General features: G+C 46.8%; 25 protein-coding genes. 1 reads left to right on the top strand and 24 read right to left on the bottom strand.

The features are described 5' to 3' along the window. Nucleotides 1–94: 94 nt before the first annotated feature. The 6 genes from NST33_RS11445 to NST33_RS11420 all read right to left on the bottom strand — a co-directional run bounded on the left by NST33_RS11445 (nt 95) and on the right by NST33_RS11420 (nt 5,656). Nucleotides 95–805 (bottom strand): hypothetical protein, encoded by a 711-nt coding sequence (locus NST33_RS11445; protein ID WP_221824105.1) that lies wholly within the window; start codon nt 803–805, stop codon nt 95–97. Continuing rightward, nucleotides 802–1,773 carry an ATP-binding cassette domain-containing protein gene (locus tag NST33_RS11440; protein ID WP_339307920.1) on the bottom strand — a complete coding sequence of 324 codons (972 nt, stop codon included), beginning with the start codon at nt 1,771–1,773 and terminating at the stop codon, nt 802–804. Before NST33_RS11440 ends, NST33_RS11445 begins: the two co-directional genes overlap by 4 nt. A gap of 90 nt (nt 1,774–1,863) precedes the next feature. Further along, a complete protein-coding gene (argS, locus tag NST33_RS11435; protein WP_339307918.1) occupies nt 1,864–3,594 on the bottom strand; it encodes an arginine--tRNA ligase in 1,731 nt (576 codons plus the stop codon). A 278-nt stretch (nt 3,595–3,872) separates the two neighbouring features. Then, the gene (locus tag NST33_RS11430; RefSeq protein ID WP_260632956.1) at nt 3,873–4,007 is read right to left on the bottom strand and encodes a hypothetical protein; all 135 of its coding nucleotides are present in this window, start codon (nt 4,005–4,007) and stop codon (nt 3,873–3,875) included. 121 nt (nt 4,008–4,128) lie between these two features. Continuing rightward, nucleotides 4,129–4,464, bottom strand: coding sequence for a four-helix bundle copper-binding protein (locus NST33_RS11425; protein WP_036609230.1), 336 nt, complete (start codon nt 4,462–4,464; stop codon nt 4,129–4,131). A 73-nt stretch (nt 4,465–4,537) separates the two neighbouring features. Continuing rightward, entirely contained in the window at nt 4,538–5,656 is a 1,119-nt protein-coding gene (locus NST33_RS11420; RefSeq protein WP_221824111.1) for a GTP-binding protein, read from the bottom strand. 171 nt (nt 5,657–5,827) lie between these two features. On the opposite strand from NST33_RS11420, the gene NST33_RS11415 reads away from it, so the two are divergent. Further along, nucleotides 5,828–6,346, top strand: a complete 519-nt coding sequence (locus tag NST33_RS11415) for a MogA/MoaB family molybdenum cofactor biosynthesis protein (RefSeq protein WP_221824113.1) — start codon at nt 5,828–5,830, stop codon at nt 6,344–6,346. A gap of 75 nt (nt 6,347–6,421) precedes the next feature. Here NST33_RS11415 and NST33_RS11410 read toward each other — a convergent pair whose 3' ends face one another. The 18 genes from NST33_RS11410 to NST33_RS11325 form a co-directional block, all read right to left on the bottom strand. Beyond that, on the bottom strand, nt 6,422–6,976 hold the full coding sequence (locus NST33_RS11410) for a hypothetical protein (protein WP_221824116.1): 555 nt from the start codon (nt 6,974–6,976) through the stop codon (nt 6,422–6,424). Nucleotides 6,977–7,050: 74 nt separating this feature from the next. Next, the gene (locus NST33_RS11405) at nt 7,051–8,070 is read right to left on the bottom strand and encodes an oxidoreductase (RefSeq protein WP_221824117.1); all 1,020 of its coding nucleotides are present in this window, start codon (nt 8,068–8,070) and stop codon (nt 7,051–7,053) included. Between the two features lie 109 nt (nt 8,071–8,179). Continuing rightward, nucleotides 8,180–8,833 carry a hypothetical protein gene (locus NST33_RS11400; RefSeq protein ID WP_221824119.1) on the bottom strand — a complete coding sequence of 218 codons (654 nt, stop codon included), beginning with the start codon at nt 8,831–8,833 and terminating at the stop codon, nt 8,180–8,182. Between the two features lie 275 nt (nt 8,834–9,108). Next, nucleotides 9,109–10,563, bottom strand: a complete 1,455-nt coding sequence (locus tag NST33_RS11395) for a nicotinate phosphoribosyltransferase (protein WP_221824121.1) — start codon at nt 10,561–10,563, stop codon at nt 9,109–9,111. A gap of 197 nt (nt 10,564–10,760) precedes the next feature. Continuing rightward, nucleotides 10,761–11,318 carry an isochorismatase family cysteine hydrolase gene (locus NST33_RS11390; protein WP_221824123.1) on the bottom strand — a complete coding sequence of 186 codons (558 nt, stop codon included), beginning with the start codon at nt 11,316–11,318 and terminating at the stop codon, nt 10,761–10,763. 63 nt (nt 11,319–11,381) lie between these two features. Further along, the gene (locus tag NST33_RS11385) at nt 11,382–12,185 is read right to left on the bottom strand and encodes an NUDIX domain-containing protein (protein ID WP_062833857.1); all 804 of its coding nucleotides are present in this window, start codon (nt 12,183–12,185) and stop codon (nt 11,382–11,384) included. Nucleotides 12,186–12,263: 78 nt separating this feature from the next. Then, the gene (locus tag NST33_RS11380; RefSeq protein WP_221824125.1) at nt 12,264–12,668 is read right to left on the bottom strand and encodes a PaaI family thioesterase; all 405 of its coding nucleotides are present in this window, start codon (nt 12,666–12,668) and stop codon (nt 12,264–12,266) included. Nucleotides 12,669–12,877: 209 nt separating this feature from the next. Beyond that, nucleotides 12,878–13,327, bottom strand: a complete 450-nt coding sequence (locus NST33_RS11375; RefSeq protein WP_036609251.1) for a YlbF family regulator — start codon at nt 13,325–13,327, stop codon at nt 12,878–12,880. 57 nt (nt 13,328–13,384) lie between these two features. Continuing rightward, nucleotides 13,385–13,570 (bottom strand): hypothetical protein, encoded by a 186-nt coding sequence (locus tag NST33_RS11370; protein ID WP_221824127.1) that lies wholly within the window; start codon nt 13,568–13,570, stop codon nt 13,385–13,387. A 20-nt stretch (nt 13,571–13,590) separates the two neighbouring features. Further along, a complete protein-coding gene (miaB, locus tag NST33_RS11365) occupies nt 13,591–15,147 on the bottom strand; it encodes a tRNA (N6-isopentenyl adenosine(37)-C2)-methylthiotransferase MiaB (RefSeq protein ID WP_221824130.1) in 1,557 nt (518 codons plus the stop codon). Nucleotides 15,148–15,459: 312 nt separating this feature from the next. Further along, on the bottom strand, nt 15,460–16,032 hold the full coding sequence (locus NST33_RS11360) for a phosphate propanoyltransferase (RefSeq protein ID WP_221824132.1): 573 nt from the start codon (nt 16,030–16,032) through the stop codon (nt 15,460–15,462). Nucleotides 16,033–16,223: 191 nt separating this feature from the next. Next, complete coding sequence (locus tag NST33_RS11355) at nt 16,224–17,225, bottom strand: dipeptidase (RefSeq protein WP_260632957.1); 1,002 nt, start codon at nt 17,223–17,225, stop codon at nt 16,224–16,226. An 86-nt stretch (nt 17,226–17,311) separates the two neighbouring features. Further along, entirely contained in the window at nt 17,312–17,572 is a 261-nt protein-coding gene (locus NST33_RS11350) for a stage V sporulation protein S (RefSeq protein WP_007430104.1), read from the bottom strand. Nucleotides 17,573–17,689: 117 nt separating this feature from the next. Then, complete coding sequence (locus NST33_RS11345) at nt 17,690–18,484, bottom strand: TIGR00282 family metallophosphoesterase (RefSeq protein ID WP_036609256.1); 795 nt, start codon at nt 18,482–18,484, stop codon at nt 17,690–17,692. Between the two features lie 154 nt (nt 18,485–18,638). Further along, the gene (rny, locus tag NST33_RS11340; protein ID WP_036670418.1) at nt 18,639–20,180 is read right to left on the bottom strand and encodes a ribonuclease Y; all 1,542 of its coding nucleotides are present in this window, start codon (nt 20,178–20,180) and stop codon (nt 18,639–18,641) included. Nucleotides 20,181–20,490: 310 nt separating this feature from the next. Further along, complete coding sequence (locus NST33_RS11335) at nt 20,491–21,228, bottom strand: regulatory protein RecX (RefSeq protein WP_221824134.1); 738 nt, start codon at nt 21,226–21,228, stop codon at nt 20,491–20,493. Between the two features lie 281 nt (nt 21,229–21,509). Next, the gene (gene recA / locus NST33_RS11330) at nt 21,510–22,574 is read right to left on the bottom strand and encodes a recombinase RecA (RefSeq protein WP_036609261.1); all 1,065 of its coding nucleotides are present in this window, start codon (nt 22,572–22,574) and stop codon (nt 21,510–21,512) included. A 243-nt stretch (nt 22,575–22,817) separates the two neighbouring features. Then, nucleotides 22,818–24,074, bottom strand: a complete 1,257-nt coding sequence (locus NST33_RS11325; RefSeq protein ID WP_036670416.1) for a competence/damage-inducible protein A — start codon at nt 24,072–24,074, stop codon at nt 22,818–22,820. Nucleotides 24,075–24,088: the final 14 nt, after the last annotated feature.

Raw genomic sequence — 24,088 nt, 5'->3', positions numbered from 1 at the left:
AGCGCCCCCTTCAACCGTACAATGTTAACCATTCCATGTCCCTCTATCCTAACCAAACCAAGAGCAACATTCAAGTTATCGGGAAGCGCGTCTCCTAACTCCGCAGATCTCTTCTTCCGGACAGCCACACATGGATGATTAGTAACCCTAATGCATAGAGCACAGTCCACAGCATAACCGAGACAAAAGAGTCCATCTTTGATTCATCAAATAACATCATCTCACGAACCAGATAAAAGGCTGGTGGAAGAATGCGGCCAAGCCATTCTAACGATTCAGGCAAACGTTCACTTAAGGAACCTTGGATAAACGATAGTAATAATACAATAATGAGAGCAGGCATACTGCGACTAAGCAAGGGAATGTACGATTTTTGAAAAAATACACTGATGCCTAATCCCAGCAGTGATAATCCCAGATGTCCTAACCAAGTCATCATCCACTCCTCACCTGTAGGTTGTCTCTCGAACATTCCCGCGAACACGGGATACAGCACAGTGATTACGGTGAGCATGAATTGCATTATCCAGGCACAGATGAGTTGACTTATTACAACCTTACGCCTGCTTCCTGTATGAAGGACGAGTAATTGATACTGCTTAGCAGGTTCGGTATTCATCACCATTACTCCGAGCCAAGCAGCTGCCAGAAATAACAGCATAGCCGTGACACTGTAACTGTCCGCAATAGGGTTGGGTTTGTAGGAATAGATCAGCAGCATGGCGATGATATAAAAGATAACCGGTGCAAAATATTTCTGTGAGCGAATGTGATGCCTTAACAAATATCGGGTCAGATAGATCATTCGGCTTCTCCCCCCGCATCATCCATGGAAGAGCTAAAGTCCACAGATCCTGTGACACTTCCACGACTCGCATGTACAGCTGGATGTTGTCCTTCCAGCAGACTTTCCATATGTAATTGACTTTCTTCCTGTTGTACAGACACAACCGAACCTCCGGATGCCAGAATCATTCTGAGGACATCATCTGTTGATTGTTGAACTACTTTCCAATCCCACAACCAAGCATTGGATTTCTCCAAGCTCGTATTACGGACTAAAGACAGGACTCCCCGTTGTTGTAAAATGGATGGATCGTCAGCCAGATCCTCTCCAGCTTCCATCAGACTTTGAATACGTACAACGGGTTCGCCAGCTTGAAGTATATCTTCACGACTCCAGTAGCGGAGCACGCTGCCTTTTTTCAACACAATTACCTGGTCTGCCAAACGTTCAATAAGCAACGGTTCATGACAAGCTGTAACGATGGATGTCCCTTCATCCTTCCATTGCCCCAATAAGGATACAATGCCCTCTTGAGCTGGAATATCCAAGCCTGATAAAGGTTCATCCAGCAGCAAAAGTCCACCCGGTCCAGGTAACAGGGCCTGAATCAAATTCACTTTTTGCAATGTGCCCTTGGATAATAGGGGTAACTTCTGATCGATCGCGGTATCCAGATATAAAAGTTCACTAAGTTCTCTAATCCGCTCACGCAGTATTTCGGGGCGAATGCCCCGAATCCGTCCCATGTCCCACAAGTACTCTCCAGAAGTAAAGGGTAAACGTGGCAAGCCATCTACTGCATACCCATCAGAACCCTTCATTGTGCGCTGTATCGATCCTGTATCGGGTAACAAAATACCTGCCAACATACGTAGCAACGTACTTTTGCCAGAACCGTTTCTGCCAACAAGTACAGCACATTCTCCCTGCTTCACTTCCAGGTTAATTTCATCAAGTACTTGAGCATTACCTAATCGCTTGCTCACTCGTTGAAGCAACATACCTCGACCTAATGAGTCTGGTACATCTTGATTGGCTTTCTTGAAAAGTCCACGTGTACTCCATATCACCTGGGATCACATCCGCTCTGGAGCTTGCACACCTAGCAAATGTAAACTGTACGCGAGGCGTTCGGCAGTCCGTTTGGCCAATGCCACCCTGAAGGATCTTACATCAGATGACGCATCTGCAATCCGTTCGGCGTGATAGAAGCGGTTGAACGCTTGAGCGACATCTATTGTATATTTGGCAATGACCGAAGGCTCATTCCGATGAATTGCTTTTTCCAGATACTCGGGATATTCACCAAGCAGTTTCAGCAATGCCCATGAGGTATCTCCGATACAGGATGGAGTGGTCACTGTGTCAATCTCACCATCCGCAAGACTGGGGTTAGACAGAGGGTTTTCATTTTCCACGCGGATCGCCTCTTCTGCCTTGGCAAGCACACTTTGAATCCGGGCATGGGTATACTGCACATAAGGTCCGGTCTCTCCTTCAAAACTCACCGCATCCTCCAAGGAGAAGTCCACATCGTTTAACCGACTATTACGCAGATCACCGAAGACAATGGCACCTACACCAACCGCCTCAGCCACCTTCTGAGGGTCCTCCAGATTCGGGTTTTTCTCCTGGATAATCTGCAAAGCACGAGCGACTGCCTCATCCAATACTTCCTGCAAAAATACGACTTTACCCCGGCGGGTAGACATTTTCCGTCCCTCAAAACGCATTAATCCAAACGAAATATGTTCACACTTCGCAGACCATTCATGACCCATCCGGGATAGGACCGCAAATACCTGTCGGAAATGTAACTTCTGCTCACCTCCGACCACGTATAACAACCGATCTGCCTTCATCACCTCATGACGATAAACCGCCGTAGCTAAATCCCGTGTAGGATAGATTGTTGTTCCATCTTTTTTGATAATCAGGCACGGGGGCATGTTCTCATCCTCCAGACGTACCACGAGTGCTCCATCACTCTCTTCAAGTAAACCTTTTGCCTTCAGTTCTTCAACCACTGCACCCATCTTGTCATTGTAAAAGCTTTCTCCCAGCGTATGGTCGAACTGTACATTCAGACGTTCATACATCCGGTTGAATTCCTTCATGCTAACTTCCACAAAGAACGCCCATAACCGCTGTGCTTCATCATCTCCCTGCTCCAGTTTGCGGAACCAATCCCGTGCCTCAATCTCCAGAGAAGGATCATTCTCCGCCTCATCGTGGAAACGCACATACAGCTCAAGAGACGTACGGATCGGGTCTGCCTGCAACGCTTCATCATTGCCCCACCGTTTATACGCTGCGATCTGCTTGCCAAACTGGGTTCCCCAGTCTCCCAGATGATTCACACTTACAGAGGTATAACCCGCTTCGTTATACAACCGATACAGTGCTGCACCGATTACAGTAGAACGCAAATGTCCAATTCCGAAGGGTTTTGCGATGTTAGGGGAAGACATATCAATCACAACACGTGAGCCTTCGCCAATCTGAAGCTTACCAAATGCGGCATCCCCCAGTTCTTTCAGCAGATTCGGCGCAAGCTTCTCCCGATTGAATCGGATATTTACATACGGCCCAGCGGGAGTCGCTTCAATTCCAGATGCCTGCAGACTTGTTGCGAGCTCGGTCGCAATGACTGCCGGTGCTTTTTTTAATGACTTCGCTAATGCAAAACAAGGGAATGCTGCATCCCCCATCTCTGCCTGTGGTGGGACTTCCAGTAATCTCAGAACCTCTTGTTCATTCAATCCCGTTAAAGGGGCAATATCGGCCGCAGCCTTCTTCATCAACATGTCAAACACTCCTTATCCATTCATGATTGGCTGAAAATAAACACAAAAAAGCTCTCGTCTCTAAATAAGAGACGAGAGCTGACTTAACAGTTCCCGCGGTACCACTCTAGGTGAACAGCTACTCCTAATATACATCAACATGCATACCTGTAGAACCTGTTCCGCTCGATGCGTATAACGGTCGCAAGCCGAATTACCCTCAGACAGATATGACCTATCCCCAATCGGGATAAATTCATCTTTTCGGATAACCATCTCACGGGTGCGGTTCACTCAGGTCATGTCATACCGGCTTCCACCTCTCCCGGCTCGCTGTCATGTATGGATCTGGCTACTCTCCCGATCGTTGATGTTCTTCGTTTCAATTCATTGCCATCATTATACATACCACGATCAGACTTGGCAACCTGCATTAAAAATCCCCTATTGAAAGGCAACACAGAGGCACATCGTCTCAAATGCCTGTGTTCACTGCCTTCACTTAGGGGATAACGTCATTATCGGTTTTAATTATATATTCCAGTGAAATAATATTTACGCCACTGCTGCCATTAACCGGCAAGCTTCTGCACATCTGCGGCAAGCCTCTGCACATGCTTGGCAGTGATCATGGTGGTGTTTGCCACACTCTGCGGCGCAAGCTTCACAAGCTTTCACACACAATTCGCATATTTCAGCAATGAAATCACTTCCACGTGTCATCGCTTGTGCAGCAAAACTGCAGATCTCCGCACATTCCCGATTCAAACGAATACAATCACGCAGCATCGCCAGATCATATTCTTTCAGACTCGATATGTAACATACGTTGCAAGCATTCATGCACTCCAGGCAAGCATCGATACATTGTTGATATTGTTGTTGTGTCATTTAAAGTTACCTCCCAGGCAAAGTTTGCTATGCATCTTAATACCCAGTTCGGAGGAATTTTGAATCATCTAACCTACTTTATCGCTTCCAATTCCAGTAATTGGTCACGAATGACAGTTTGGTCAAAATGTTCACCTATAAACACTGCAACATTAGGGACATCTCCCTGAGGTGTGATCTTCATGTAGTCCGATTCGCGGTAGGCATACTGGAACCAGAAACGGCTCGCCGTATCACTAAACGATAAAATGCCTTTTGCCCGATACACATCCCGTGGCAAAGCAGATACAAATTGTTCAAATGCTTCGCTGTTCACCGGATGACTGAAATAATGCGTATATACCATAACATGTTCGTGTGATGCATGAGGCGCGGAATGCTCGTGACTGTGGGCATGGACATGGCTATGGGATGCGTCAGTATTCGTATCATCGCCTTGAACTGTATGATCTGTATGTTCATGACCATGACTGCATCCATGTGTACCACAGGCTTCTGTATGCACATGATGCTCTTGGTGAGCCGGCTTGCCTGCTTCAGAAGCTGAATCACGTACATGCACGTCTGCCCCGCTGCGAAGCAGCAGATCCATCTCCACCTCACATTTCACTGTAGGAATTACAGGTGCGAAGCCATTCCATTTTGCCAAAAGCTGTTCCAGATCTTGCAGTTCCTGTGCACTCACCCGATCCGTTTTGTTCAAGAGAAGCACAGACGCACAACGAATCTGCTCCTGCATCAGTTTGAACGTCTGCCCCTTCTGCTCCTGATACAGACCAGATAGATGTGCTGCATCCACAACGGTAATGAGACTTTTCAGTTCCAGTCGCATGTAGAGTGAGGTCTCCGTTACCGCATCCAAAATCTCCATTGGGTTCGCGGCACCGGTGGCTTCTATAATGATCACATCCGGTGATTCCTCTTGAACGAGATCAGCAAGTTGCAACCCCAAGTCACCACGTACGGTACAACAGATGCATCCACCTAACATCTCTGTCATCGGAACGGTGGAATCCACAATCTGACCATCCAGATTGACTTCGCCTAACTCATTCATAACCACTGCGGGACGCAAACCCTGCTGTTGCCAATGTTCAATCAACTGAACAAGCAGTGTTGTTTTGCCACTCCCCAAAAAACCTGACAGTATATATACAGGTATGGATTGTTCTTTTAAAATCGTTTCATTCATGCGTATACACCTCTCTGATTGTCCTTCTTGTAACCTGATCTTTCTATATCTAGCGAGTGTACACCATCCCGCATTCGTTGTGCAATAACGTTCAACTCTTCTCCAGTACATTGCCTGATTCTAACGGATGGTCTATGCTATGAGGACATGTTGATTGAAGGAGGAAGTTTCATGACTAATTCAGTGGAACAACATCGCCAGGAAGCCCCTGACACGGTATCGTGCATGATTGTTACGGTGTCGGACACACGCACTAAAGACACTGACACCAGTGGCCAGCTCATGCACCAGCTTCTGAATGAAGCCGGTTATCAGATTGTTGAATACATCATTACACCAGATGAAACGGAGAGCATTCGAACCATCCTGCAAGATGCAGCCGTTCGTGATGATATTGAAGCCGTGCTGCTTAGCGGCGGAACAGGGATTGCACCCCGAGATACAACCTACGAAGCGGTGTCCTCACTACTGGACAAGGAACTCCCGGGCTTTGGTGAGATCTTCCGTTTTCTCAGTTACACCGAAGATATCGGTTCCGCTGCCATCCTGAGCAGAGCCGTCGCTGGAACGATTGGACGCACAGCTGTATTCTCCATGCCAGGTTCCAAAGGAGCTGTCAAATTGGCCATGGAAAAACTCATTTTGCCCGAGCTACGGCATGTGATGCGTGAAATATATAAACCCGTCTGAAAGATCAGACGGGTTTTAGGGTTTATTTTCAGCTGTACGGTAAGGATTGAAAGTTTTCTGTGCTCCCATCTTCTCCTACCTTAATTGCTCCAACACATGTTGGAATACCTGCATAACATCCTGTTCATACTTATCCTTTTCTCCACCAGAAGCTGTATAAACGAGTGATACATATCCTTTGCTGCGAATCGTTGTCCGTCCAAGCGCATTCTCCAAGACAGCCTCATCCCGATCCTCACTATACATTTGTTTCATGCTGGCAGCTCGTGCAGCCTTATCACTGAAAATATGAACTTTCACGATGTGTCTGCCACTTCCATTCAACAAATACATATAAGAGATCCCACCATGGCCGTCATCGGCAGACATATTATTCATCAGCTGAATGCCTTTTGATTCAAAACTCTTACTGATCTCACTCACCAATTCACCGTTTAATCCGTGTCCTTGATTCTGTGCCCGCATATTTCCTTCATCTGTCGCTTCGCGGGTATAGACCTTCCGCTCCTGTTCAATGGATGATGCCGAACAAGCCACCAGGGACCAGATACTTGTGATCAACACGCCACTTACAAGTACCGACTTCATTGTTTTTCCAACCAGACCTCGCCCTTTTCTACCAAACCACATGCCAATCCTTCCTTTCCAGCCACGTGTACTGTGACCCAATCAGGTAGAATTAGCATGTCTAAGGACTTAGAATCTTATGCGGATGGCAGATCTGATATTGTATTGACCACCGTACGACCTACTGCACCACCTTGGAGTATCGTCTCCAGTGTATGAGGTAATTGGTCTAGAGAAATCTCCCGGATTCCCAGTTCCAGTGCGCGCTCCGGTTTCCATTCTCCACCGAGCAGTTTCCACAATCGTTCCCGACGTTCCATTGGACAATATACAGAGTCTATACCTATAAGCTGGATGCCACGCAAAATAAACGGAAGTACCGTGGACTCAAAAGCTGTGCCTCCGGTTAAGCCGGATACCGCTAACGCACCTCCGTATTGAATCTGTTTCAATCGCTCCGCAAGAGCTGGTCCTCCTGTTGGATCAACAACTCCCGCCCATAGCTGTTTCCCCATGGCTCCTTTAGCTGGAGCATCAGCTTCTTCACGAGTAATAACCTCTGAGGCCCCCAAGTTTCGGAGCAATGACTCCTCCTGATCTTTCTTGCCTGTACTGGCTGTTACTTCGAAGCCCAGTTTCGCCAGAATGGCAACTGCCATACTGCCAACACCACCCGTTGCACCCGTAACCAGAACCTTGCCCATCTCCGGTGTCACTCCAGCCTGTAACAGCGCCTCAACCGAAAGTGCAGCCGTAAATCCTGCGGTTCCAATTGCCATGGCTTCTTTCTCACTGAGACCCGGTGGCAGAGGCACCAGCCATTCACTGCGCAGACGAGCATACTCGCTGTACCCTCCGTAATGGGATACGCCAGGTTCAAATCCTGTACTGATCACCCGATCTCCCGGTGCAAAACGTCCGCTTACCGATTCCTCTACCGTTCCTGCCAGATCAATCCCCGGTACCATGGGGTATTCACGAACGACACCACCCTTCTCAAGGGTAGCGAGCCCGTCTTTATAATTGACACTGGAATACTGCACCTGTACCGTTACATCTCCATTTGGCAGATCTTCCTTCTTCAGTTGCTCTATAGCTACTTTTACTCCCCCCTGGTCTTCTTTGCGGACTACATATGCGTTAAAATGATTTTTCATCGATAGCCACTCCTTCTTTGGATTTTATATTTTTCCATTAAGCACATGAATTGTTCGCATTCAGGCTTAAGGGCTACCTTTTACTTCTGCATTCTTCAGATGTTAATGATCAGGCTATGTCTCTTCTGAGCGTCAACAGATAGATTAGTGGACCCACAATAGGGAAGATCCCTGCCGCTGCCCAAGCTGCTGAACGTCGACTCACTTCAGTATCCCTGTATATCCCAATCATCGAAAGTAAGGTCAGCAGTACAAAATCAATCGTCATGATATGTACAAAGGCAGATTGATTGAATGCTTCCATATATACATCCGGATGGCCTTGCGTCACGGCATAAAGTGCCGTCCCCAGCGTCAATAGCAGAAGCACTACATGCGTCAGCTTGTGGGCTGCTCCCCGTCCAATTCCCGACTCCCGCTGACGACCAAAATCTAAGCTTGCGTAACCCGAAGCTCTATTTGCGGGTGATAACCATGCATAATAGGGAAGCAGCGCAAAAGCACCCAGTCCGAAAGAAAGTATAACAAAAGGCCAAGCCGGTACACGGCCACCTCGTTCTTTCACAGATGTTCTTAACAGCATACAGGCATAAACCGCCGGGAAAATACCTAACCACGAAAACACCGTAAGTAACCAAGGTTCTTTGTTTTGCATTGTGATCAGTTCTTTGAATATCGGATCACTTCCAGGTGACTGCCCCGGTGCCACCAACAATGCATAGGCAATAAAAGCGATCCAGACCAGTCCTAATATCCATCTCATGTCTGCACCTCCTCTTACTTTCATCCCCTACAGCTACGGGATTGAAACAATGCGATGCAGAATTTGGCGTCTCCTGCGCTTTCCCGAGAAATAATTACTGCTTTCCCCCTACAACCTCTTGAATTGGGCATGACTATTTCCAGTATAGCCTGTTACCTCGGCAGTCTGTCCATGAGATTTCTTACATCACTGGTCCATCTCATCGGGATCATATTAAAAAGGCATAAGCCAGTATTCCTCACTGGTTATGCCTCTCTGTAATTCTTATGAGTAGATCATTCCTCTGTGGATTTCACATGTTCCGCAATGAGCTTCTGCTTCATATTCCATGCCGCAGGGCTGATGTTCACACGGTAGATCTCCGGGTTGAGCTTCCGCTGGTATTCAGGCCAGAAAAGGTCCATCTGCTCTCGATGATACGCACGAATCTCATCCAAATTAGGCAGTTCATACACTTTGCGTCCGTTCACAAAGATCGGCTCCAGCATATTTACCGCTTCGTAGCGGGTAACCGTCTTTTTCAGGTAAGGGTGTAGCGGGTTGAACAGCTTGAGCGGTCCGCCCTGTAGCGGCTGCTCTTCATCTGGATAGCAGATATAATCTGCAATCGCTTTGCCATGTTTCGGATCAATGATCCGGAACACTTCCTTTTTACCTGGAGTGGACACCTTTTCAGGATTGGCAGATATTTTGATCGTAGGCAACATGGCACCGTCCACTTCACGCTCCACCAGTTTGTACACTCCACCCAAAGATGGCTGGTCAGAAGCGGTAATCAACTGTGTACCAACACCCCATGTATCAATCCGTGCTCCTTGAGCCTTCAGGTTGAAAATCGTATTTTCATCCAAATCATTGGATGCAACAATTTTCACATAATCCAGGCCAGCCTCATCCAGCATCTGACGTGCCTGAATCGACAAGTACGCTAGGTCACCACTGTCGAGACGAATGGCATTCATCTTTTTGCCTTGGCTCTCCAGCTTCTTGGCTGTCTTGATGGCGTGAGGTACTCCACTGTTCAACGTGTCAAAGGTATCAACCAGCAGCGTAACCTGATCAGGCAACACTTTGGCATACACGTCAAACGCCTCCTGTTCGCTCATAAAGCTCTGTACCCAGGAATGGGCATGTGTACCTGCTGTTGGGATCCCGAAGCGCTCTCCGGCCAGCATATTAGACGTTGCATGGAAGCCTGCCACATACGAGGCACGTGCGCCCCAGATGGCAGCATCCGCTTCCTGCGCACGCCGTGTGCCGAATTCGAGCAAAATATCCTGCTGCGCTACCTGTTTGATCCGCGAAGCCTTGGTTGCAATCAACGTCTGATAATTCATGAAGTTAAGTATCGCCGTCTCCACCAATTGAGTCTCCATAATGGAGCCTTCTACCCGAATGAGCGGTTCGTCAGGGAAAACAATTGCACCCTCCTTCATGGAATGAATCGTTCCCTGAAATGAAAACTGGAGCAACTCTTCCAGAAAGACCGGATCGTAATTTTCCTCTTGTTTGGATAAAAATTTGATGTCGTCCATCGTGAACCGAAGCTGGCTGATATAGTTCACAATACGTTCCAATCCGGCAAATACTGCATATCCGTTGCCAAAAGGAAGTTTGCGGAAATAGGCTTCAAATACCGCCTTCCGCTTGTGAGTACCATTCACCCAATGGGCGTACATCATATTGATCTGATATTTATCCGTATGTAAAGCCAGGCTAGTTGTCTGCATTTGTCTCATCCTCTCTGACTTCCGCTCGTGCCCCCAGAATTCATCTGTGGACACGGGTTAACATATGGAGACTTATTCTTCATGATTCTGTTCATCCGTATTAAACAAACAAGTCTCCCGTAAAAAACTCTATACACCATTCACCACATTCATCCGGTTCCTAACGTGAGGTCAACCAAACATGACTATGGAGTAGATTAGGCCAAGACTGTCTCGCTCGCCTTAACCACCGAAGCACCAAGGCTGGAACGAAAATGTCCAAGTGCCCACTCATGCCCTGCCGGATTGAAGCTGGCAACAGCATCTTCATATACCGTAATATGAAAACCCTTATTGTAAGCGTCCACTGCGGTATGCAATATACAAATATCCGTGCATACCCCAATCAGTGCAATATCCGTAATACCACGTGCACGCAGTCTGAGTTCCAGATCGGTCCCACAGAATGCACTATATCTCGTCTTATCCATCCACTGTATATCCGTTTTCCGTTCTTCCATCACTTGGGCAAGACGACCATATAACTGTCTTCCCTCCGTATTACGGATGTTATGAGGTGGGAAAAGTACAGTCTCCGGGTGATACGGATCATTCTCTTCGTGCAGGTCCACAGCCATAATCACTTCATGTTTATTCTTACAATAGGCTTCAGTTACAGCCGCAATCGTCTCTTCGATCTCTATTGCCGGCTGACCTACTGGCAAAGAACCTGTCACAAAATCCTTCGTAAAATCAATGACAATCAGTGCTTTCATCGTCAACACTCCCTTAGCCCAGAAATGGTTGATCCTGATTCAGATTGACACATCTACACCTTATTACGTATAGATGGAAAGGCGTGGTACGAGTTCTGTAAAACGATATAGCTGCGCCGGACGCTGCGAGTACTGGTTGGAACTCACCAGGTTCCCCTCTTCATCCCGTACTTCTTCCACAATGCCTTTACGGCTGCGGGTAGACGTAATCTTGCGAATGAAGTTTGGTTCTTCAAAATCCGGCACAACACTTTGAATAACCTGATATAATTCACTTAATGTAAAATCACGTGGCAGAAACTGACGAGCAATCGTCGTTTCCAGCATCTGCTGTTGAATACGTCGATAAGCATCTTCAATGATTGTTCTGTGATCAAAAGCCAGTTCCAGTTCTTGCAGCGCCTCCTGGATGGTGAACAATCCAACATCCTCAGCATCATCTGCTGCTTGGCGTTGATCCAGCATCCATTCTTCCACAAGCGCGAAAAATGCGTGAGAGATAATCCAGCCCCTCGGGTCACGACCTGGCTGACTGTATACATTCAAGTACTCCAGATGTCCACCGTCTACACCTGTCTCTTCCATCAGCTCACGCTTAGCTGCACCATAGATGGATTCATTCTCCTGACAAAATCCACCGGGTAATGCCCATCTGCCTGCAAAAGGCCAGCCTTTGCGCTTGATCAGCATCACTTTCAGTTCCCGAATGGGAAGTGTCTTCGTCACCGTCTTGCGCTCCCGCTTGGTTAAGGTGAACATAACGATATCCGCAGGAACACCATCGGGGGTACGATATTTTTTGGAACTATAAGCACGTGCTGCTTGTTCGTCGCTCTCTGCATTGAAGTGTTCGTAGTTTTCGCTCATGGGCACCACCGACTATTTTCATTTTGATAATTTCATTATGACATAATAATATCTTTTGTCAACCGCAGGATTCGTGCGTTACGTTCTAGGGCGTGCTATGCGGAATGTCGCCGTAGCCATGCATCCCAACGTACCCGATTCATCACGAACCTCCGAATGAGTCGTAACACTGCGTCCAGCTTGATGCAGTACCGTAGCTGTCACCATTAATTCCCCTTGTTTCATTGGTGCGAGAAAATGTACGTTCAGATTCGTTGTCACACAGCCGTCCACTTCCATTGCTGCTGTTGCAACCATACCCATCGCCTGGTCCATCAGTGAAGTTAATACACCCCCATGTATAATCCCCATGGAGTTGGTATGATGTTTACCTGCTGTCAACGCGATCTGTACTTCTTTGCCGTCTCCTTTAATATAACGACAGCCGAGAAATCCCCAGAATCGTCCGTCTCCGTCTTCCACCATTTTGTCCAAAATACTCATTATTCATTTCTCCTTTATTCACTGTACGTATCAAGCTCTCTTGATGTCATGTGCCTTTATCATTAAAAATCAGCTGCGCCACACAAAATAACCCCACAGCGTGGAGCTTTGCTTGGAATTATATTCCGAGTACTTGGCGATAGCCACTCCACGTTAACGGTTATGTAATGTCAAAAAAGGCGCGGACAGCGTCCGCACCCTTCCGTCATTTAACCGCAACTGGTCGGAGGTGAATCCGTTCCAGCCTCCACGTTTACTTTTTCAGAAACCGTATCCCGGATTACGGAGATCACTAGTTGAAGCAAGTAGTTGATGTCACTCTGGCTCTGCTGGAATTCCGTAACCAATGGAATACTGTCCAGTTCGCTTTGCAGATCTTCAATTTCCTGTTCAATTTTGCTGACCATCTCCACATTTTTGAAGCTTTCAAAAGCAACAATCTCTTTTTGTTTTTTCTTGATCGTTGCAATCAACTGCTGGATGCGCTCATGATCCCGAATTTTGGTTTCAGCCTGTTGAAACTGTCTAACTTCCTCACTCGTTCCGAGCATATCAGCCAATTCTTTGGCTTTTCCCATAATGTCGTCGCGTATGACCAGATTGCGCGTATCGTAGGTTGGCATTCCATAATGGTTGTACTGCACTTCTTCCTGCGCCACTGAAATCGCTCCATTCTATGAGATGATATAAGATGAATACTCACTGTTGCTCTAAGTTCAGCTGACTGCTGAGTGACCGCTGCGGTGTCGGATCGTTCTTTTGATCGCTGTTGTCTCCGAATTTTTTCGATTGAAATGTTCAAGGTTAAAATTTGGAGACAAAGGCGAACGCTTCGCTTCTACAGAATCGATTCCGTCACCTTCGCTACGCTCAACCGTAACCCCGCCAAGTGCAAAAATCATTCATCTTATTGGTGTGTGTATTACTGATTGGCAGCTACCGGCTCAGAGAGCAGGTTGCCCCGAATATAAAAAGTCATCGGATCGGTGATTTCCACTTGTACAAAAGTACCGATCAATTCTTTAGGTCCTTCAAAATGCACCAGCTTGTTGCTGCGCGTACGTCCTGCCAGAACTTCGGAATTCCGCTTGCTCTCGCCTTCAACGAGCACTTCAACGATTTTGCCGCGTTGCTGTTCATTGCTTCGGTGGCTGTATTCGTTGATCGTTTCGTTCAAGCGCTTCAAACGTTCCTTCTTCACTTCCATCGGTACGTTGTCTTCCATCACCGCAGCCGGTGTACCTTCCCGTGGGGAATAAATAAAGGTATAGGCAAAATCATACCCTACTTCACGGACAAGGGAAAGTGTATCTTCAAACTGTTCTTCCGTTTCCCCCGGAAAACCAACAATAATATCCGTTGTCAACACAACATCCGGGATGGCCTTTTTAATTTTGTCAGCCAGCTTCAGATAGTGTTCCCGGCTATACTTGCGGCTCATACGTTTGAGTACTTCCGAACTGCCAGATTGCACCGGAAGATGAATGTGCTCCACCAGGTTTCCACCCTTCGCCAGCACTTCAATCAAGCGATCATCGAAGTCACGTGGGTGACTGGTTGTAAACCGTACTCTTGGAATATCAATCTGGCGAATGGCATCCATCAAGTCACCAAAGCTGTAGTTCAGGTCGGTGAAATCCTTGCCGTACGCATTCACATTTTGACCAAGCAACGTGATCTCCTTAAAGCCTTGTCGTGCCAAATCCCTAACCTCGGCAATGACATCTTCAGGACGACGGCTGCGTTCTTTGCCCCGTGTGAACGGAACGATGCAATATGTACAGAACTTGTCGCAGCCATACATAATGTTCACCCAGCCGCGCATACCCTCACGTTTCTTCGGCAGGTTCTCGATAATGTCGCCTTCCTTGGACCATACCTCAACAACCATTTCTTTGCTGAACAGCGCTTCCTGGATTAGATGTGGCAGTCGATGCACATTATGTGTACCAAAGATCATATCCACAAATCCATGCTTCTGCATAATTCGGTTGACGACGCCTTCTTCTTGGGACATACAACCGCATACGCCAAGTAACAATCCCGGACGTTCGAGTTTTAGCGTTTTCAAGTGACCAAGCTCACCAAATACTTTATCTTCCGCATTTTCCCGTATGGCACACGTATTGAGCAGAATAACATCAGCTTCTTTGCGATTCTCTGTAGCCTGATATCCCATAGACTCAAGCAGTCCTTTGATGGTCTCCGAGTCATGCTCGTTCATCTGACATCCATACGTATATACAATATAATGTTTGCCGTTCCCTATGTTTTTCAGTTCATCGGGAACGGCATTTTCGTAAAGCACCTGGACGTCTTCCTTGCCCCGCTGTTTCTCCTGACGATGATTGGGTTCCGATTTGATGTTAATCTCACGGCCCCGGATTCTTATCTTTTTGCTGAATTCATCTTGCGAAATTACTTTGGCATCCGAGAAATCAAAATATTGGGAGTAATCCTTTTTTGAGTCTTTAGCCATTTCCTTCGGTCACTCCTTACAGCCTCTATTAATAAAAAATCGTACATTCATCCCTGTTCCACATGAATTTCTTGCGTGGAACATTAAAAGAGCATTACAGCAAATTATAGCATGAATTGGGCTGTAGTTCCACATCCAAACCGTATGTCCCTTCGTCTAATCCGAAACATGCCATGCGCAGAAGAACACTCAGAAAACACAAAAACCTGAGCCTTGCCATCAGGGCTGGAATTAACCGGCCCCTGTTGGCTGTGCTCAGGTTTATATGTTATTCAGACCGCCCCAATTGGCGGCTGAAGCTATTACATGTAATTAATCGATGATTTCAGCAGTGTCGCCATTACGAGCGCCAGCAGCGTTAGCTTCATCTGTATCAATATGCATGTCCAGTGCAAAAGAATCGGATACACGAGCAAGTACATTTTCCAGTACAAGACCGCGATCTCCGCCAAGGCGAACTTTCAACATTTGTTTGTCCTCGATACCCCATTTAGCAGCATCAGAAGTATGGAAGTGAATGTGACGAGCAGCAACGATAACACCTTTTTCAATTGTTACTTCGCCAGCAGGACCTTTAATTGTGATTCCTGGTGTACCTTCAATGCTTCCAGATTCACGTACAGGTGCTTTAACACCAATCGCAAATGAATCTGTCATGGAGATCTCCAGTTGCGTTTCAGGGCGAACAGGTCCAAGGATACGCACTTTATCAAACTGTCCTTTCGAACCAATTACCGCTACAGTTTCGTTAGCAGCGTATTGGCCAGGCTGGGACAGAGGTTTAAATTCAGTCAGTTCATAACCTTTGCCAAACAAAATTTCAACGTGCTCTTGGGATACATGAATGTGACGGGCAGATACGCCCACAGGTACTGTTTTACTCATTGTAAATTCACTCCTTGTTTATCTATGGCCTGTACTCAGGCTCTTAACAATCCAATGGTATTATACCCCTTTTTGGAGTGAAATGAAAACGAAGTGGTGAAAATTCATGAAATACACTTATTTCGCCATCATTCCCCTCCTTTATTTGGAAAACCAGTTTCAATTCAACACATTTAACACACACCAGTTCACTATTTCATGGAATTGCCCTTCATCTGCATCTTCGGATTGCTCTCTGGCAAGTGTTCCCCCAGATAACTCATTGCATTCCCCCACAACCAGCCACGAACCAGATGTTCATCATAATGTTTGAGCAGGATTTCCGTCAGTCTCGGATAATGTCCTGAATGTTCAAGTCTCTGAATATATGTTGAGATCCCATCAAAATCGGACCCCATCATCAGATGATCCTGCCCGCCGAGAGAACAGAATTGCTCAATATGAGGCAGCAGATCTTCTATACGTACTTCCCCCTCCTGCTTTACAAACCAGGGTACAAACGTCAGTCCGATCCGCCCTTCCCGGGCAATGATAGCCTGAATCTGATCATCTTTCAGATTACGCACATGGGGACACACGCTATAACTGTTGGAATGGGAGGCGATAAAAGGACGTTTGCTCAAATCAGCCAGTTCCCAGAAACCTTTCTCTGTCAGATGTGACACGTCGAGCAGCATTCCGATTTCATTACACTGGTGCACCAGCTGCTTCCCTTTCTCGGTCAGACCTGCTCCACGTTTCTCCATTACTCCGTCAGCCGCCCAATTGGCATAATTCCACGTTAGTCCAATAATTCGAACGCCCATCTGATAACATAACTCCAGATAGAACAGGTTGCCCTCCAGGCCATCCACACCCTCCAGTGTGATTAATCCCCACGGACCCTCTGTTTGCCCCACCTGAGCCACCTGTTCACGCCATAACAACGTCTGTGTGCCGTCAGGCCGCTCCTGACTTCCCTCTACACGTCTACGATAAATCTCCAACTGTCCCATCACATGTTCAAACTTGCCTCTGCCCAGCACTTCGGGTAAATAGATGGCGAACGCCTGCAACCCTACATTCCCCTCTTTCAAACGTTGCAAGTTCACATCCAGTTGTGGAGCATCTTGGAATGAAAGAGCAGGCTGCATCAAAATTTTGCTCAGTGCATCACAGTGAAAATCAGCTACACGCCAATCAGACATGGACATCTTAAACCCTCCTCCATATGTTATTGCAAAAAAAACGCAAAAAAACCTGTCTACATCGTAAACAGGTTCAATGCATACTGCATGTATTATCTGGGCTCCACAATCAGCTTAATGGCCGTTCGGTCCTCGCCGTCAATCACAATGTCTGTAAAAGCTGGAATACAAATCAGGTCAACTCCGCTTGGTGCTACAAATCCCCGGGCTATCGCTACCGCTTTAATGGCTTGGTTCAGTGCTCCTGCTCCAATTGCCTGCAGTTCAGCATTTCCACGTTCACGAAGAACCCCTGCAAGAGCGCCGGCTACAGAATTAGGATTGGACTTTGCTGAAACTTTTAATACATCCATGGTAAGTACCTCCCTGGGAATGTTGAAAGTTTGTTTCCACTTACTAGATGTTATTCGCGGGAGGCAAAAAAATTCCTTCTTTTTAGACGGGTTTCCCTGCAAAAAGGGACAATCCCCCTATTCCATGCGCCACTCGTCCTCCGTCAGGCGAATTTTTTCAATGCGTGTTGCCGCACCTGTGGCTTCATCAATTTCAACAAAAACACCATGGAAGTGCCATTTGCCATCATCCACAACAAAACGTACAGGTAGCTGGGTGTAGAACTTACGCAGCACGGCCTCACGCTCCATACCCAATATACCGTCACGAGGCCCTACCATGCCTGCATCCGTCAAGTAAGCTGTTCCTCCAGGCAAAATCCGATCATCATTACTTTGTACATGCGTATGTGTACCTACAACGAGAGACGCACGTCCATCCAGATGCCATCCCATGGCAATCTTTTCTGACGTCGCTTCAGCATGCATATCGACCAAAATACATTTATGGTCTTGGCGCAGCTCATCTACAATTTCATCAGCTACACGGAATGGACAATCCAGAGCAGGCAGGAACGTTCTTCCTTGAAGATTGACAATCGCTAGCTCTTTCCCTTCGCCTTTGACAACCGTGTACCCTCGTCCTGGTGTTCCTGGTGGAAAGTTCGCTGGACGAATCATGCGGGGCTCATCATCTATAAAATCAAAAATATCCTTATTGTCCCAAGTATGATTACCAAGTGTAATACCATGTACTCCCCAGTTGAAAAACTCATTTGCAATTGCACCGGTAATGCCACGACCTGCTGCCGCATTTTCACCATTCACAATCACCACATGTGGCTTATACTTCGATTTCAGGTAAGGTAAATTTTCCTTTAATGCCTTACGTCCCACGTTACCTACAATGTCACCAATAAACAAAACTTTCATTGATTACTGCCTCCTCAATTCCTGCAAAGTCCTCTTACTTCAAATGTGGAACCTTTGCAGGACTCTATCTCATGCTCCATGATGTATAGTTGCCTTTTAACAGGCTATCAACAGGAAAAGTGGCCCACTACTGCGGCCACTTTTCCGTAATGCTCTATTTTGCGTATTCAACCGCACGGGTTTCCCGGATGACGGTGACTTTGATGTGACCCGGATAGTCGAGTTCATTCTCAATCATCTTCGTGATGTCACGGGCTAAGCGGAAGGCTTCAGCATCATCGATCTTCTCAGGCTGTACCATAACGCGAACTTCGCGTCCGGCCTGAATGGCGTACGATTTCTCGACACCTTCGAAGGACTCTGAGATTTCTTCCAGCTTCTCCAGTCGTTTGATATACGTTTCCAGCGTTTCGCGGCGTGCGCCTGGTCTTGCTGCGGAGAGCGCATCTGCTGCGCCAACCAACATGGCAATGACCGAAGTCGCTTCGCAATCTCCGTGATGGGACGCGATACTGTTGATTACAACCGGATGTTCTTTGTATTTCTTCGCCAGTTCCACGCCAATTTCGACGTGTGATCCTTCCACTTCGTGATCCAGCGCTTTACCGATGTCATGCAATAGACCTGCACGTCTTGCCAGAGTTACGTCTTCTCCGAGTTCGCCAGCCATCAATCCAGCCAGATAAGCGACTTCCATGGAATGTTTCAAGACGTTCTGACCGTAACTTGTACGGAACTTCAACCGGCCCAAAATTTTGATCAGATCCGGATGCAGACCATGCACGCCCACTTCAAAGGTAGCTTGCTCACCGTATTCACGGATGCGCTCATCCACTTCTTTGCGGGATTTCTCAACCATCTCTTCAATCCGTGCCGGGTGAATACGTCCATCAGCCACCAGTTTCTCCAGGGCAGTACGGGCGATCTCACGGCGAATCGGGTCAAAGCCCGACAGAATAACAGCTTCTGGCGTATCATCGATAATGAGGTCAATCCCTGTAAGGGTTTCAAGCGCACGGATGTTACGTCCTTCACGACCGATAATCCGGCCTTTCATTTCTTCATTTGGCAGGGTAACAACAGATACCGTTGTTTCCGCTACGTGGTCAGCCGCACAACGTTGGATGGCGAGTGTAATAATCTCGCGGGACTTTTTGTCCGCTTCTTCCTTCGCTTGTTGTTCAATGTCCTTGATCATTTGAGCCGTCTCATGACGAACTTCCTGTTCTACGTTGGACAGTATGATACTGCGTGCGTCTTCCATGGTGAGGTTGGATATACGTTCCAACTCTGTCACCTGGTTTTTGTAAATCATTTCGATCTGCTGCTGAGTCTCATCAATTCGTTTCTCTTTGTTAGCCACTTGCTCTTCTTTACGTTCGAGTGATTCCAATTTTTTATCCAGCGACTCTTCTTTTTGCAACAATCGTCTTTCTTGTCGTTGAATTTCATTCCGACGTTCACGAGTGTCTTTTTCAGCTTCAGCGCGAATGCGATGGATTTCGTCCTTCGCCTCCAGCACCGTTTCTTTCTTCAGTGCTTCTGCCTCTTTCTTCGCGTTCTCCACGATTTGTACGGCAGCTTGTTCCGCACTAGAGATTTTAGCCTCTGCAAGAGATTTGCGAATAAAATATCCTACTCCGAACCCAATGAATAGCGCGGCTGCAACGAGAGCGATCGTGATTGCAATTTCCATACTGTTCACCTCCTCGTTGGTTCCTCCAAGGCATTCCTTGGGTCAATTTGCAGTTTTCAAACCTTACATATGTTTGGGAATAACGAATACTCACGGCGATCCCCCGCCGATTTTCATTTCACATGTACATGTTTCCACGTACTATTCACTGTTTCCAGCGAACCCATAATTAAGAATGGTATAAATCTTAAGAAACCGAAACCGCTTTTTTGGAAGGAAAAAGGGTTGTCCATTTCTTACAGACTCATGTCCATTTTAGTATTTGACGAAAGAAATTGTCAAGAGAATGCAGTATAGAGACTCTAGTCTGCTAATCCCATAACAACGCTTCGTCATCTTCAGGGTCCCCAGCCTCATCTTCTTCAATTAAACAATTCACGACCTTGCGCACCATATCCATTGAAAAACCACGTCTCATTAGGAAGGGAAGCGTTTTATTTTTCTTCTCTTTGACGTCCCCTTTGACCTGATTCCATTTTTTGCGTCCTGCACTCAAGGCAGTCTCAAATTCCGCATCTGTACTGATCCCTTCTAGTGCCTCAACAATGAGATCATTGGCAATGCCCTTTTGACGCAGCTCTTGCCTTATCCACAGTTTTCCCTTCCGCTTGCCCTCCATACGCTGTCTTGTCCATTCCTTCGCAAATAGATCGTCATCCACCAGGTTCTCCCGCTCAAGCCGATCCAGCGCCTCTTCAATCAAAGGTGCAGCAAACTCCTTCTGACGAAGTTTCTGACTTAATTCATGGCGCGTACGTGGCTTATGTTCCAAAAAACGCAGAGACTGTGCATACGTCCGCTGTCGCTCATCAGCTACAATGATTTCCTCCAGATCCTTCTTCATAAACGTATTACCTTGAGTCATCCTGTATTTAATCATCACATCTTCAAGAACCGTAATGGAGTGGTTGCCAAAAGTGATTCGATAACGAGCTTGCCTGCTCTTCGTTCGTTCTACACGTGTAATAATCAGTTCTTCGTTGTCCGGAAATTGGGATAGGCCGTCCTGTTCTGCTTCTTCATATAAATCCTCGTCATGTTGATCCATTCTGGTCTCCCCTTTCATAACATTTTCATTCTGACTACGCCAAGCACATCTTCACATAAGACATAGAACACTAATAATACAAAAGACCGGGAACTCTGCCCGGCCTTTACTCCACAGTTAGCGTGCCAACAGCCCCTGTCCATTGGGACAGGGGCTGTTGGACAGCACGAGTACCCCACTACAATCCATTATCCAGATTGATCCAAGCTCAATCAGATAAGTTTACGGAGTCCAGTGGGGAACACCCTCAGGATCCTCCCTACAAGGGAGGTTTTGAGAGATTACTCGTTGATTTCAAACAATTCTTGTTCTTCTGCTGCTTCTTTTTGTTGCTCTTCACTCGTTGGCGCAGGAACTGCAGTAACCAAGTTACTGGCTACACGAATTTTTTGTTCAATGATGTCAGCAATATCTTTATGCTCTTTCATGAACTGCTTGGCGTTCTCACGACCTTGTCCTAAACGCTCGCCTTCGTAGGAGTACCATGCACCACTTTTATTAACGATGTCCAGCTCTGTACCAATGTCAATGATACTGCCTTCTCTCGAAATACCCTCGCCATACATGATATCCACTTCCGCTTGTTTAAACGGAGGTGCCACTTTGTTTTTCACAACTTTAATACGAGTACGGTTACCAATCATGTCATTGCCTGATTTGATACTCTCAATACGACGCACATCCAGACGTACTGTGGAATAAAACTTCAGAGCACGACCACCAGGTGTTGTTTCCGGGTTACCAAACATAACGCCGACTTTCTCACGAAGCTGGTTAATGAAGATTGCGATTGTTTTGGATTTGCTGATTGCACCAGACAGTTTACGCAGCGCCTGAGACATCAAACGCGCTTGCAAACCAACGTGTGAATCACCCATTTCGCCTTCAATCTCTGCTTTTGGAACCAATGCGGCTACAGAGTCAATAACGACGATATCTACTGCACCACTGCGTACAAGAGCTTCTGCAATTTCCAGCCCTTGCTCACCCGTATCTGGCTGAGACAGAAGCAATTCATCAATATTAACACCAAGTTTGCTTGCGTATTGTGGGTCAAGAGCATGCTCGGCATCGATAAATGCAGCTTGTCCACCCGCTCTTTGTACTTCAGCGATAGCATGCAATGCTACGGTTGTTTTACCAGAGGATTCGGGTCCATATATTTCAACAATACGGCCTTTAGGCAAGCCGCCTGTTCCTAATGCAATATCCAAAGCCAAGGAACCGCTGGGAATAATTTCCACATTCATATGAGTGGACTCACCCAGTTTCATGATGGATCCTTTACCAAATTGCTTCTCTATTTGACGGAGCGCCATATCAAGCGCGGCACGACGGTCTGACAATAAGCTCACACCCTTTACTGTTTATAAGATAATAATACCTTGTTTTAACACGTTTGCCAAGCTTTTTTTCGAACATACATTCGTTTTTTTTGTAAAGGCCGAGGCGCCTCTTCCTCAAGGAAACTTTCCATTAAACAGAAAAAAGAACCGTAAACAAGGCTTTAAAGCCTAATTCTACGGTTCTTCCGTCTTCCTTAATTATACTTGCTTGGAACTGTAAATGCAATTGAAGCTATTAACTAATCAATCCATCGCCACAAGTTTTTGCCATAAGCGATAGAGAATCGCTTTGGCTGAACGAATGCGAACCGTCTCACGATTACCATTAATACGCAGCTCATGAATTTCCGTCTCTTTTCCACGTTCGGCAAGAGCGATGAAGACAAGTCCGGGTGGTTTGCGTTCCGAATATCCCGGTCCAGCTACACCGGTAACAGCCAGGCCAAAATCAGCATCGCCAATCATGCGGATCTGCTCAGCAAGTACTTTTGCAACCTCAGGACTTACCGCCCCAGGTGCATCTTCACCTTCCAGATAATCATGAGGCACATTCAGCAGCTTTTCTTTAATTTCATTGGAGTAACAAACAATTCCACCTTTGAGCATTGACGCACTTCCGGGTACAGAGGTCAGACTTTGCATGACAAGCCCTCCTGTACAGCTCTCAGCAGCGCTGAGCGTCAGCCCCATGTCAGACATCATGGTTACAATCGTGTACTCTATAGGCACATCCTCGTTCGCGTAGAGATGTTCTGTCAAACGCTCCCGAATCTGAACCTCCATCGCATCCAGCTTCAGCTTCGCCTCTCCCTCACTCGCAGCCTTTGTGGAGACACGTACCGTAACTTCGCCTTCGCTCGCGTAAGGAGCAATCGTAGGGTCTGTCTGCGCGTCAATCAGATCCAGAAGTCGATCTTCAAGAGCAGATTCACCAATACCTGCGAATTTGAGCATTCGGGAATAGATCGGCATCTCTTCTGTGAGTACATGCTGGAACAGCCAAGGTTTGACTTCCTGTTCAAACATTGGAATCAGCTCTTTAGGTGGTCCAGGCATCACAACATAATATTTGTCATTGTCAGAAATCGCATTTCCTGCCGCAAGGCCTGTTTCGTTGGCCAGAGGTGTTCCGCCATCAATAACGATCGCCTGACGTCGGTTATTCTCTGTCATGTCCACATTACGATCTCTGAAAAAGCTCTCAATTTTGTCCATAGCCATTCGATCTGTATGCAGTTTCCGGTTAAGAACAGCTGCGAGCGCATCCTTGGTCAGATCATCTTGGGTAGGTCCGATGCCACCGGAAAATAAAATAACGTCTGCACGGCTCTGCGCAATGCGAATAGCTTCACTAAGCCGGTTCAGGTTATCCCCAACCACCGTTTGGAAATATACATCGATCCCCATCGCAGCCAATTCACGGGATAGGTATCTGGCATTGGTATTGACGATTTGTCCAAGCAGTAGCTCTGTGCCAACTGCAATGATTTCTGCCTTCATTGAGCATCCTCCTG

The sequence above is a fragment of the Paenibacillus sp. FSL L8-0435 genome (assembly GCF_037965655.1).
GTDB lineage: Bacteria > Bacillota > Bacilli > Paenibacillales > Paenibacillaceae > Paenibacillus.
This window is presented reverse-complemented; position numbering and strand designations above follow the sequence as displayed.

Bases quoted from the DNA above. Each gene is read 5' to 3' on its own strand.
- NST33_RS11445 (WP_221824105.1), bottom strand. From the start codon at position 805: ATGATCTATCTGACCCGATATTTGTTAAGGCATCACATTCGCTCACAG.
- argS (WP_339307918.1), bottom strand. From the start codon at position 3,594: ATGTTGATGAAGAAGGCTGCGGCCGATATTGCCCCTTTAACGGGATTG.
- NST33_RS11430 (WP_260632956.1), bottom strand. From the start codon at position 4,007: ATGCAGGTTGCCAAGTCTGATCGTGGTATGTATAATGATGGCAATGAA.
- NST33_RS11425 (WP_036609230.1), bottom strand. From the start codon at position 4,464: ATGACACAACAACAATATCAACAATGTATCGATGCTTGCCTGGAGTGC.
- NST33_RS11420 (WP_221824111.1), bottom strand. From the start codon at position 5,656: ATGAATGAAACGATTTTAAAAGAACAATCCATACCTGTATATATACTG.
- NST33_RS11415 (WP_221824113.1), top strand. From the start codon at position 5,828: ATGACTAATTCAGTGGAACAACATCGCCAGGAAGCCCCTGACACGGTA.
- NST33_RS11410 (WP_221824116.1), bottom strand. From the start codon at position 6,976: ATGTGGTTTGGTAGAAAAGGGCGAGGTCTGGTTGGAAAAACAATGAAG.
- NST33_RS11405 (WP_221824117.1), bottom strand. From the start codon at position 8,070: ATGAAAAATCATTTTAACGCATATGTAGTCCGCAAAGAAGACCAGGGG.
- NST33_RS11400 (WP_221824119.1), bottom strand. From the start codon at position 8,833: ATGAGATGGATATTAGGACTGGTCTGGATCGCTTTTATTGCCTATGCA.
- NST33_RS11395 (WP_221824121.1), bottom strand. From the start codon at position 10,563: ATGCAGACAACTAGCCTGGCTTTACATACGGATAAATATCAGATCAAT.
- NST33_RS11390 (WP_221824123.1), bottom strand. From the start codon at position 11,318: ATGAAAGCACTGATTGTCATTGATTTTACGAAGGATTTTGTGACAGGT.
- NST33_RS11385 (WP_062833857.1), bottom strand. From the start codon at position 12,185: ATGAGCGAAAACTACGAACACTTCAATGCAGAGAGCGACGAACAAGCA.
- NST33_RS11380 (WP_221824125.1), bottom strand. From the start codon at position 12,668: ATGAGTATTTTGGACAAAATGGTGGAAGACGGAGACGGACGATTCTGG.
- NST33_RS11370 (WP_221824127.1), bottom strand. From the start codon at position 13,570: ATGATTTTTGCACTTGGCGGGGTTACGGTTGAGCGTAGCGAAGGTGAC.
- miaB (WP_221824130.1), bottom strand. From the start codon at position 15,147: ATGGCTAAAGACTCAAAAAAGGATTACTCCCAATATTTTGATTTCTCG.
- NST33_RS11360 (WP_221824132.1), bottom strand. From the start codon at position 16,032: ATGAGTAAAACAGTACCTGTGGGCGTATCTGCCCGTCACATTCATGTA.
- NST33_RS11355 (WP_260632957.1), bottom strand. From the start codon at position 17,225: ATGTCCATGTCTGATTGGCGTGTAGCTGATTTTCACTGTGATGCACTG.
- NST33_RS11350 (WP_007430104.1), bottom strand. From the start codon at position 17,572: ATGGATGTATTAAAAGTTTCAGCAAAGTCCAATCCTAATTCTGTAGCC.
- NST33_RS11345 (WP_036609256.1), bottom strand. From the start codon at position 18,484: ATGAAAGTTTTGTTTATTGGTGACATTGTAGGTAACGTGGGACGTAAG.
- rny (WP_036670418.1), bottom strand. From the start codon at position 20,180: ATGGAAATTGCAATCACGATCGCTCTCGTTGCAGCCGCGCTATTCATT.
- NST33_RS11335 (WP_221824134.1), bottom strand. From the start codon at position 21,228: ATGGATCAACATGACGAGGATTTATATGAAGAAGCAGAACAGGACGGC.
- NST33_RS11325 (WP_036670416.1), bottom strand. From the start codon at position 24,074: ATGAAGGCAGAAATCATTGCAGTTGGCACAGAGCTACTGCTTGGACAA.